We start from the raw sequence: 10551 nt of genomic DNA, 5'->3' as shown, positions 1-10551 counted from the left end.
GTCTGACGGCGCTTACTGCTGAATTCACTGTCGGCGAAGGTAAGTTGATGACTCATGATGAACCCTGTTCCATGGCTCCAGATGACAAACATGATCTCATATCAGGGACTTGTTCGCACCTTCCCTAAACTTGAGGCCCGAATACAGCTTATAAGCGTCTCGCATGAACCCTTTCAATTCACGGTTACCCAGGCTGGATGAGCTGGTGGAAGAGGTGGCCGTGTCCGTCAACATCAATGGCATCAACCACGCCGTCATGATGGCCACCCCGGACGATCTCGACGACTTCGCCATCGGCTTCCTGTTTGGCGAGGGGATCATAGGGGGCAACCACGATGTGCACGACATCCAGAGCACCTCGTCGGAGCAGGGGGTGGTGCTCGACATCACCATCGCCAACCGCTGTCTGGCGGCGCTGGGGAGACGCAAGCGCCGCCTGGCCGGGGCGAGCGGCTGCGGCATCTGCGGGGTGGAGGCCATCGAGCATGCGCTGCCTGAGCTCATCCCCCTGACCCCGGGCGCCCCCCTGGATCCCGAGCGTTTGCGGGACTTGCGCGAGCGCATCGCCCCCTGGCAGAACAAGGCCCGCCAGAGCGGCGCGCTCCATGCAGCCCTGGCGCTGGATGATCGCGGCGAGATCCTGGCCTGCCGGGAAGACATAGGCCGTCACAACGCCCTAGACAAGCTTATCGGCATGCAACTGCGCCAGCCCGTGCAGGCCGCCACCCTGGTCATCACCAGCCGCTGCGGCAGCGAACTCATTCACAAGGCGGTGCAATTTGGCGCCGCCCACCTCATCAGCCTTGCGTCTCCCGGCCAGCTCGCGGTGCGACTGGCCCTGAAATACAACCTGACCCTCATTCATGTGCCCAGATCCGATGCCCCGGTCTGCTATGCCAGCCCCCGCGCCCTGGATCACGTTGGAGAACCCCATGTCCCGTCATATTGAAAAACCGGCAAAGGCCGGCGGCTTTTCCTCCCTGCAGTCCACCTTCAAGCAGGTGCTGCAGAGCCAGAAGACCCGGCAGAACATCAAGAACCTGCTGCGGGTCAACCAGACCGACGGCTTCGACTGCCCCGGCTGCGCCTGGGGTGACAACAAGCAGGGGGCCTTCCAGTTCTGCGAGAACGGCGCCAAGGCGGTGGCCTGGGAGTCCACCGGCAAGACGGTGGGGGCAGACTTCTTTGCCGAGCATTCGGTGCGCCGCCTCGCTACCCAGAGCGACTACTGGCTCGAATACCAGGGGCGACTGACCGAGCCCCTGCGCTACAACCCGGCGACCGATCACTACGAGCCGATAAGCTGGGATCAGGCCTTTGCCCTCATCGCGGACAAGCTGAGCAGCCTGGCCAGCCCAGATGAGGTGGAGTTCTACACCTCGGGCCGTGCCAGCAACGAGGCCTCCTACCTCTATCAGCTGTTCGGCCGCCTCTATGGCACCAACAACTTCCCCGACTGCTCCAACATGTGCCACGAGGCGAGCGGGGTGGGGCTGATCCAGTCCGTCGGGGTGGGCAAGGGCACTGTGGTGCTCGATGACTTCGACGCCGCCAAGGCCATCTTCGTCTTTGGCCAGAACCCGGGCACCAACCACCCGCGCATGATGAACGCCCTGCGCAAGGCGGCGCGCCAGGGGTGCCAGATCGTCACCTTCAACAACCTCAAAGAGGTGGCCCTCGAGCGCTTCGCGAGCCCCCAGAGTCCAGCGGAGCTGTTGACCCCGGCGGCCACCACCATCAGTCACCAGTACCTCACGCCAAAGCTCGGCGGCGACATGGCGGCCATTCGCGGCATGGCGAAATACATCCTGGAGGAGGAGGGGGACCGCATCGATCTCGCCTTCATCGAGCAGCACACGGCGCACTTTGACGACTACCTGGCGCAGGTGAAGGCCACGGAGTGGGCGCAGATCGAGGCGCAATCCGGGCTCGGTCGCGAGGAGATCGTCCAGGCGGCCAGGATCTTCGCACAGAGCGAGCGTGTGATCAGCTGTTGGGCCATGGGGATCACCCAGCACAAGCACTCGGTCGACACCATTCGCGAAATCGTCAACCTGCACCTGATGTGCGGCCAGATTGGCAAGCCGGGAGCCGGGCTCTGCCCGGTGCGCGGCCACAGCAACGTGCAGGGCAACCGCACCATGGGGATCAACGAAAAACCCAGCGCCGCCTTTATCGACCGGCTGGAGCGCCGCTTCCCGGTGGGCCTCAAGCGCACGCCGGGGCACAACGTCTACGAGGCTCTCAAGGCCCTCCATGGCGGCAAGAGCAAGGTGCTCATCTGCCTTGGGGGCAACCTGGCGGCCGCGGCGCCGGACACCGACTTCACCTATGAGGCGATGCGCAAGAGCGAGCTCAACGTGCAGATCAGCACCAAGCTCAACCGCAGCCACCTCATGGTCTCCAAGGATGCCCTGATCCTGCCCTGCCTCGGCCGCACCGAGCTCGACACCCAGCGCGCCGGGGTGCAGAAGATCACCGTGGAAGACACCTTCAGCATGGTGCACGCCTCCACCGGCATGAACGAGCCGGTCTCGCCGCTCTGCCTGTCTGAAATCGACATAGTCGCGCGCATGGCCGAGGCGACGTTGGGCAGCGATCGGGTGGACTGGTTTGCTCTGCGGGACGATTACGCCCTGCTGCGCAACCTCATCGCCGAGACCATCGCCGGCTTTGACGACTTCAACCGCCGCATCGAGGAGCCTTGCGGCTTCCACCTGGAGAACAGTGCCGCCCTGCTGCGCTGGAATACCGCGAGCGGGCGCGCCGAGTTTCGGGCGAGCCGGTTGCCGGATTCCATCCTGCCCGAGTGCACCAGCCACGCGGAGCAGATGCAGGATCAGCCCGTGCTGCTGCTGCAGAGCCTGCGCTCCCACGATCAGTACAACACCACCATCTACGGCATGGACGACCGCTACCGCGGTATCAAGGGGCGGCGCAACGTGGTCTTCATGAACGAGGAGGATGCCCGTCGCCTGGGGCTGGCCGAGGAACAGCAGGTGGACATGACCGCCATCTGCAACGACGGGCGCGAGCGGGTGGTGCGGGGCTTCAGCGTCATCTTCTACGAGATCCCCAGGGGCAACATCGCCGCCTACTACCCGGAGACCAACCCCCTGGTGGCTATCGAGAGCATAGGGGAGGGCTCCTTCACCCCCACCTCCAAGTCGGTGCCGGTGCTGGTGACCCCAAGCCAGCCACAGGTCGCCAGCCTCGCCGTCAATCTGTAAGCGACCACGCCCGACCCCCTGCCCAGGCAGGGGGTTTTTCATGTCCGGTATTCGCCCGACGCCATCCTTTGGCGAAGCTGTACGGCGATTGTATGGCGCACCATCTTGCGGTGGCTGGGGGCGGGGGATGCCGCTATGCTGCGGCCCTCTCCCGGCCCCGCGATGCAAGGTGGCGGCCGGCAACCTGAACCTCGACGCGCCTGCCGGGCAGGGTGGCCTCGCGCCGCCGGTTTGCCGTGCGCGATCCTGTGCGGATATCACACATGCGCAATGCAATTTTCCCCCTGATGGCCGGCCTGGTCCTCACCCTGGCGGCCAGCCCCGCGATGGCGGCGGATCCCGCCGGTGTAGAGACACAAACGCGTCAGGACGACAGCGAGGCGAAGGGAGCGGCCAAGCAGGACGAGCGTTCTCCCTGGCTGTTCGTGCCCTTGTTGAGCTCCAGCCCCAAGCTGGACACGGCGGCAGGCATGATGGTGGGTTACCTGCACCAGTTCGATGAAGGCTCGCGCCCGTCGCTGTTTACCCTGTCCGGCAAGTACACCACCTCGGAATCCCTCATCACCAGCGCCTTTGCCAAGACGTCGTTCGGAGCGGATCACCACCGCATCGTCGGTGGCGTCATTCTTGGTGACATCAACAACAGCTACGAGGATTACCTCGGCACCGGCCGTGCCCTCGAGACCAACGACAACTTCCGCTCCGCCTTCCTGCGTTACCTCTATCGGGTGGAGGGGGACTGGTTCGTCGGCGGCATGGCAGCCTACTCCAACTACGAGATACAGGGACAGGATCTGCAATCGGATCAGATCCTCGATGAGCTGGGGCTGGAGGGCTTCACCTCGGGGGGGCTGGGACTGGTGGTGCAGCATGACTCCCGGGACAGCGACTTCAGTGCGACCCGGGGCTGGTACCTCAACGTCAACAACCTGGCCTACCGGGAAGGGCTGGGGGGAGAGGCGGATTTTGACATCTACCGGGTCGACTACCGGGGCTACTGGAGTCACGGGGATGGCCATGTGCTCGCCTGGCGCAATCGCAACCAGTTCTCCCACAACGCACCGAGCGGCTCCTATTCCCCCATCTACCTGCGTGGCTACACCCCGGGGGAGTATCTGGGCCAGCACATGTCGGCGGTGGAGGTGGAGGAGCGCTACAAGCTGGCCGAACGCTGGACCCTCACCGCCTTCGCCGGGGTAGCCTGCCTGTACGGCGATGCCGTGAACGGGGAGTCCCTCGACTGTGGCGACCGCGACAACGTCTACCCCGCCTGGGGGGCTGGGGTGCAGTATCTGCTCAAGCCGGAGGCGGGCATAGTCGCCAACCTCGAGTATGCCATGGGCAAGGACGATAACGCCGGCATCTATCTGAAGATGGGCTACAGCTTCTGACGCGGGGCTGTGTCAGGCGCCGGCCACCACCACGCAGTTTCTGCCTCTGTGCTTGGCCTGATAGAGCGCCTTGTCCGCCTGCTTGAGCACGGCACCGAGATCGCTGGCATCTCCCGGCCAGTGGGCGACCCCGAGGGAGATGGTGATGCGCCCGGCCTGCCCCATCTCGTGGCCCGCCACCGTCATCCGCAGCCGCTCGGCGATCCGCTCTGCCTGTACCCCGGAGACCCCGGGCAGCAGCAACAGGAACTCCTCGCCACCGCTGCGGCACAGGGCGGCATCGGCGCGCAGGTCCTGCTGCATCAGGGTCGCCAGGGAGACGATGACGGCGTCCCCGACGTCGTGGCCGAAGTGGTCATTGATGGTCTTGAAGTGATCGATATCGAGGGCGATGACCGCCAATGGCAGGGACTGCGCCTGATAGTCGTCCAGCATCTGCTGCATCGCCCGCCGGTTGAAGAGGCCCGTCATGGGATCGGTGTGACTGTCGTTGTGCAGCTTGTCGATCTTGGTGTTGAGCAGCCCCAGCCCCTTGAGGATGGCCTGCTTGAGCTGGGCCGCCTCGAAGTACCAGGCGCGGATGCTGGAGATGTTGGAGGCCGCCTCCTGCTGATCCATCAACCTGGCCCGGTTGGCCAGTTGCCGTAGGGGCCGGGAGATGACGGTGGCCGAGAGCCAGATGATGAAGAGGATGAAGAGGGTGACCGGGATCATCCCCTTCAGGATGTCGAGCATCTGCTGATCCAGCCCGGCCAGGGTGGCGTTGCGGGGGCGCTGGGCCACCACCCCCCAGCCAGCCTCGGTCACGGGGGCGAAGCCCGCCAGCATCTCTGTTCCCCGTGTGTTGAGCACGGCTTGTGCCCCTTGCTTCCCTTGCAACACCTCGTCCACCACCGCATTGTCACTTATCTGCTGGCCGATGCGTTTGGGGTCCGGGTGATAGATCAGGGTCTTCTGCCGGTCGACCACGTAGAGGTAGGAGCCATCCTGGTAGTAGTGCTGGCCCAGCAAGCTGGAAAGCACGCTGGCGGACTGCAGGTAGATGCTGCCGGCGACAAAGCCGAGAAAGCGCCTGTCCGCCGAAAACACCGGGTAGGAGAGGCTGATGAGGTAGTTGCCCGAGAGGGAAACGAGAGGGTCCGAGATGAGTGGCTGCTGGCTGGCGAGACTCTGGCGGGCGCTGCGGGAGGTGAGCTTGGCCCCCTTGATCTTCAAGGTCTCGGGGGAGACGGCGACGACGACGGACTCGGTATTCACGACGGCTACCGAGTTGAAGGTGTTGGTGCGCTCGCGCAGCTGGGCCACCTCCTGCTCGAGCCCTTTGACGTCATTGGCCTGCAGCAGCGGCGCCAGCTGGGTGGCGCTGTAGGCAAGCTGCCCCTGGGCCGCGCTCAGCATGGTGTTGGCGGAGGCGGCGAGCTTGGCGGCATAGACCCGGTTGGCCTCCAGGGTACTGTCGATCAGCAGTTGTCGCTGTGCCTGATGGATGGCGTAGAAGCTGTTGCCGAAGGTGGCCAGCACGCCGAGCACGGCCAGGGCCAGGATGAGGCGATGGAGATCAAACCTCAGCAGCCAGTGGGATAGCATTGGAGAAACGAGTCCTTGTCGGTTGGCGCCGAACGCCGGGGCCATGGTGCAATTTTACGGGGGCTGCCCGCTCAAAAGCTACCGTTAATGTGGTTCTCGAACGATTCTGCCCTGCGCAAGGAGCCGTCGCCGCGCTATGGCTCGCTACCGCCTTGATCAGCCAGGGCGGTGAGGGCGGGATCACCGAGCTCGGCCACCGTCTGCCAGAAGGGGGCGATGAGGGGGTTATCCCCTCCCGGCGGGCGAATGAGGCCGATGATCCAGCTCGCCTCGGCCTCCCCTAAGGGCAGGGTGATCACGTCCGGGTGCTCTATGGTGGTGGAGGAAGGCACCAGGGTCCAGGCGATGCCCGCCGCCGCGGTGGCGATGCCGGCGGCGAAGTCGTTGACGTACTGGATCTCCTGAAACCTCAGTCCGCTCTGTGCCAGGTAGTGCACGAACTGATCGTGGAAGGAGGGAGCCTTGTCCCGGCGCAGGATGGCGAGCGGCTTGTCCAGCAGATCCGAGAGCCCCGTCACCCCCTGGTAGCCGGCGGGCAGCACGGCGACGAAATGGGCGCGCACCACGGGCAGTACTGGCCAGCCCCTGGGGGCGGGCAAGCGGCAGAAGCCGAGATCCAGCCTGCCTTCACTGAGCGCCAGCAACTGGTGATGGGTGGAGAGATCGTTGAGCTCGATGCCGACCCCGGGGCGGGTGGCCCGAAAACGGGCGATGGCGGCGGGCACCAGCAGCTTGGTGGCGACCCCGAAGCCGATGCGCAGGGTGCCGCCATTGCCCGCCAGCACATCGCGGGCGGTGCGACCGAGCTGCTCGCTCTGGGCCACCAGGGCGCAGGCATCCCCGTAGAGGGCGCGTCCCAGGGGGGTGAGTCGGGTACTGCTGGCGTTGCGCTCGAACAGCTCGCCGCCAAACGCCACTTCCAGTCGCCGGATCTGCTTGCTCAGGGCCGACTGGGTGATGTGCTGGCGCGCCGCCGCCTGACCGAAGTGCAAGACCTCCCCCAGGGTGACGAAGGCCTTCAGATCCCGCAACTCCATCACGACTCCTTCATTCCTGTATGGAATATTGAATGGCAAAAATTGTCATTGGACGGAATTCTAGAACTGTTCGATGCTGATGCCAATTCGTTTTGACGCCCGCCAGTGCCCTCAGGGGGAGAGGCGGCACCATCTTCAAGCAGCAGGAGACAAGCCAGATGCACCATCCCAAGTTCAACGACTTCCCCGCGGATTTCCTCTGGGGCGCTGCCTCAGCCGCCTACCAGGTGGAAGGGGCCTGGAACGAAGACGGCAAGGGCCCCTCGGTGTGGGATCTCTTCACCAAGTTGCCGGGCAAGACCTTCGAGGGCAGCAACGGTGACGTGGCGGTGGATCACTACCACCGCGTGGAAGAGGACGTGGCGCTGATGGCCGAGATGGGGCTCAAGGCCTACCGCTTCTCGGTGAGCTGGCCGCGCATCTTCCCCAATGGGCGCGATGAGGTGAACGAGGCGGGGCTCGCCTTCTACGAACGGCTCATCGATGCCCTGCTGGCCCACGGCATAGAGCCTGTGCTGACCCTCTATCACTGGGATCTGCCCCAGGCCCTGCAGGACGAGTACGGCGGCTGGGAAGACAGGCGCATCATCGACGACTTCGAGCGCTACTGCGTCACCCTCTATCAGCGCTTCGCCGGCAAGGTGAAGTACTGGGTGTCCCTCAACGAGCAGAACTACAACCTGACCAACGCCTACCAGCTCGGCACCCATCCGCCCGCAGTGCAGGACAGGAAGCGCTTCTTCGCCGCCAACCACATCGCGTTTCTCGCCAACGCCCGGGTCATCAAGGCGTTCCGCCAGCATGTGCCAAACGGCCTCATCGGCCCGAGCTTCGCGTATTCCCCCGCCTATCCGGCCTCCTGCGCCCCGAGCGACATGCTGGCGTTCGAGAACGCCGAGGAGTTCACCAACCTCTGGTGGCTGGATGCCTACTGCTTCGGCCGCTACCCCCAGGCGGCGCTCGCCTACCTGAGAGAAACCGGCGAGGCCCCCGAGATCCTGCCAGGGGATCTCGAACTGCTGCGCGAAGGCACTCCCGACTACATAGGCGTCAACTACTACTACACCCTGACCTTCACCGACAATCCCCTCGGCGGCCAGACCATGCAGCGCATCAACACCACGGGGCAGAAGGGCACCACGCCGTCCAGCGGTGTCCCCGGTCTCTACAGGACCACCCCCAACCCGCACCTGGAGACCAGCAACTGGGACTGGGCCATCGATCCCACCGGGATGCGCATCGCCCTGCGCCGCCTCTCGTCCCGCTACGGCCTGCCGCTGATGATCACCGAGAACGGCCTCGGCGAGTTCGACAAGCTGACCGCGGACGGCCGGGTGCAGGATGACTACCGCATCGCCTATCTGCACAGCCACCTCAAGGCCTGCCAGGAGGCGATGCAGGACGGGGTAGAGCTCATCGGCTACTGCGCCTGGTCCTTCACCGATATCCTGAGCTGGCTCAACGGCTACCAGAAGCGCTACGGATTCGTCTATGTGGAGCGCGACGAGCAGGGGGGATCGCTGCGCCGCATCAAGAAGGAGAGCTTCCACTGGTACAGCCAGGTGATCGCCTCCGGTGGCAAGACGCTGTAACGACCTGTCTCTGGCTCCTAAAAATACAGAAGGCCCCTCGCGGGGCCTTTTTCATGGCTGGTGGGCAGCGTCGCAGGGAAATGACGGCCTAGATAAACATGCCTCCCGAGGCCTCGATGCGCTGGGCGGTGAGCCAGCGGCAGTCATCGGAGAGCAGGGCGGCGATGGCACCGCCGATGTCGTCGGGCTGGCCGACCCGACCGAGCGCCGTCTGGCTCGCGATAAAGGCGTTGACCCCCTTGTCGTCGCGCACCACGCCGCCGCCAAAGTCGGTCTCGATGGCGCCGGGGGCCAGCACGTTGACGGCGATGCCGCGGGGGCCCAGCTCCTTGGCCAGATAGTGGGTCAGCACCTCCACGCCCCCCTTCATGGCGGCATAGGCGGCATAACCCGGCATGGCGAAGCGGGTGAGGCCGGTGGAGAGGTTGATGATGCGCCCGCCATCACGAAGCAGCGGCAGCAGCGTCTGGGTCAGGAAGAAGGTCCCCTTGAGGTGGATGTTGAGCAGGGTATCGAACTGCTGCTCCGTGGTCTGCTCGAAGCTGGCACGAATGCCGATCCCGGCGTTGTTGACCAGATAGTCGAACTGCGGACGTTGCCACTCCCGAGTGAGCAGTTGTTTCACCTCCTCTGCGAAGGCGACAAAGGAGGCGCTTACCCCCACATCCAGCGCCAGGGCATGGGCCTGAACCCCGAGCGCCCTGGCCTCGGCCACGACGGCCGCCGCCTCGTCGGCCTGGCTGCGGTAGGTGATGATGAGATCCACCCCCTTGGCCGCGAGGGCGAGGGCGCTGTGTTTGCCGAGGCCACGACTGGCGCCGGTGATGAGGGCGATGGGTCTGGTCATGGTGTGACTCCTGTGGGTGACAAGGGCTCGGTGCGAGCCGACCGGATCACTGTATTGTTCCTTTATTGCCGGATAAATAGCGCGATAATGAAATCACTGTTCCGTTTGAAGAGACAATCAGTCCATGGATCAACTGGATGCGATGAAATTGTTCGTGCGGGTCGCCGAACTCGAGAGTTTCACCCGTTGCGCCGAGCAACTGGGCATCCCCAAGGCGACCCTCTCCGCCGCCATCCGCAGGCTGGAGGAGCGCATGGGCACCCGGCTCCTGCTGCGCACCACCCGGCGGGTGCAACTCACCACGGATGGCCAGCTCTGCTACGCCAGGTGCCGGGATCTGCTGGCGGACATGGAGGAGTTTAACGGCCTGTTTCGCCAGGGGGGCCAGATCTCGGGGCAGTTGCGGGTAGATATGCCAAGCCGGATGGCGCGCCATCTGGTGATCCCGGCGCTGCCCGCCTTCCTGGCGCAGCACCCCGACTTGCAGTTGATGCTGAGCAGTACGGACAGGCGAGTGGATCTGGTGCGCGACGGCTTCGACTGCGTGGTGCGGGTGGGGGCGCTGGAGCCCTCCAGCCTGGTGGCGAGGCCCCTTGGCTACTATCGCCAGATCAACTGCGCCAGCGCCGCCTACCTGGCCCGTTACGGGGTGCCGCAGACCCTGGCGGATCTGGCCGGGCACCGGCTGGTCCATTATGGGTCGGGGCAGGGACGCAGCGAGCCGGGGTTCGAGTACCAGCTGGAGGATGGCAGCCGCGCCCTCTTGCCGATGGCGGGGGCCCTGATGGTCAACGACAGCGAGACCTACCTTGCGGCGGCGCTGGCGGGGCTTGGCATCATACAGATGCCGAGGGTGGGGGTGGGGGT

At 64.8% G+C, this 10551-nt stretch carries 8 protein-coding genes; 5 read left to right on the top strand and 3 right to left on the bottom strand.

Features of this window, described 5'->3' with window-relative positions:
• Positions 1-163: 163 nt before the first annotated feature.
• The 3 genes from fdhD to BN1127_RS02025 all read left to right on the top strand — a co-directional run bounded on the left by fdhD (position 164) and on the right by BN1127_RS02025 (position 4621).
• Positions 164-949, top strand: coding sequence for a formate dehydrogenase accessory sulfurtransferase FdhD (fdhD, locus tag BN1127_RS02035; protein WP_042648299.1), 786 nt, complete (start codon positions 164-166; stop codon positions 947-949).
• Complete coding sequence (locus BN1127_RS02030; RefSeq protein ID WP_042648298.1) at positions 933-3230, top strand: FdhF/YdeP family oxidoreductase; 2298 nt, start codon at positions 933-935, stop codon at positions 3228-3230. Before fdhD ends, BN1127_RS02030 begins: the two co-directional genes overlap by 17 nt.
• 263 nt (positions 3231-3493) lie before the next feature.
• A complete protein-coding gene (locus BN1127_RS02025; protein ID WP_231557422.1) occupies positions 3494-4621 on the top strand; it encodes a BamA/TamA family outer membrane protein in 1128 nt (375 codons plus the stop codon).
• A 12-nt stretch (positions 4622-4633) separates the two neighbouring features.
• On the opposite strand, the gene BN1127_RS02020 is transcribed toward BN1127_RS02025, so the two are convergent.
• Together BN1127_RS02020 and BN1127_RS02015 are read right to left on the bottom strand one after the other, a co-directional pair.
• The gene (locus BN1127_RS02020) at positions 4634-6208 is read right to left on the bottom strand and encodes a sensor domain-containing diguanylate cyclase (RefSeq protein WP_042648297.1); all 1575 of its coding nucleotides are present in this window, start codon (positions 6206-6208) and stop codon (positions 4634-4636) included.
• A 134-nt stretch (positions 6209-6342) separates the two neighbouring features.
• Complete coding sequence (locus BN1127_RS02015; RefSeq protein WP_042648296.1) at positions 6343-7245, bottom strand: LysR family transcriptional regulator; 903 nt, start codon at positions 7243-7245, stop codon at positions 6343-6345.
• A gap of 158 nt (positions 7246-7403) precedes the next feature.
• On the opposite strand from BN1127_RS02015, the gene BN1127_RS02010 reads away from it, so the two are divergent.
• Positions 7404-8837, top strand: a complete 1434-nt coding sequence (locus BN1127_RS02010; protein WP_042648295.1) for a glycoside hydrolase family 1 protein — start codon at positions 7404-7406, stop codon at positions 8835-8837.
• 88 nt (positions 8838-8925) lie between these two features.
• Here the strand turns inward: BN1127_RS02010 and BN1127_RS02005 are convergent, their stop codons facing one another.
• Positions 8926-9684 carry an SDR family NAD(P)-dependent oxidoreductase gene (locus BN1127_RS02005; RefSeq protein WP_042648294.1) on the bottom strand — a complete coding sequence of 253 codons (759 nt, stop codon included), beginning with the start codon at positions 9682-9684 and terminating at the stop codon, positions 8926-8928.
• Between the two features lie 124 nt (positions 9685-9808).
• Between BN1127_RS02005 and BN1127_RS02000 the strand changes: the two genes are divergently transcribed.
• On the top strand, positions 9809-10551 hold a 743-nt coding region (locus BN1127_RS02000; protein WP_042648293.1), incomplete at its 3' end, for a LysR family transcriptional regulator.

Origin of the sequence: Aeromonas media (assembly GCF_000819985.1) — a bacterium.
Lineage (GTDB): Bacteria > Pseudomonadota > Gammaproteobacteria > Enterobacterales > Aeromonadaceae > Aeromonas > Aeromonas media.
The sequence above is the reverse complement of the archived record's forward strand: the minus strand, read 5'-3'. Positions and strand labels throughout refer to the sequence as shown.

Excerpts from the sequence above, each read along its gene's own strand:
- fdhD (WP_042648299.1), top strand. The coding sequence starts at position 164 with ATGAACCCTTTCAATTCACGGTTACCCAGGCTGGATGAGCTGGTGGAA.
- BN1127_RS02030 (WP_042648298.1), top strand. The coding sequence starts at position 933 with ATGTCCCGTCATATTGAAAAACCGGCAAAGGCCGGCGGCTTTTCCTCC.
- BN1127_RS02025 (WP_231557422.1), top strand. The coding sequence starts at position 3,494 with ATGCGCAATGCAATTTTCCCCCTGATGGCCGGCCTGGTCCTCACCCTG.
- BN1127_RS02020 (WP_042648297.1), bottom strand. The coding sequence starts at position 6,208 with ATGCTATCCCACTGGCTGCTGAGGTTTGATCTCCATCGCCTCATCCTG.
- BN1127_RS02015 (WP_042648296.1), bottom strand. The coding sequence starts at position 7,245 with ATGGAGTTGCGGGATCTGAAGGCCTTCGTCACCCTGGGGGAGGTCTTG.
- BN1127_RS02010 (WP_042648295.1), top strand. The coding sequence starts at position 7,404 with ATGCACCATCCCAAGTTCAACGACTTCCCCGCGGATTTCCTCTGGGGC.
- BN1127_RS02005 (WP_042648294.1), bottom strand. The coding sequence starts at position 9,684 with ATGACCAGACCCATCGCCCTCATCACCGGCGCCAGTCGTGGCCTCGGC.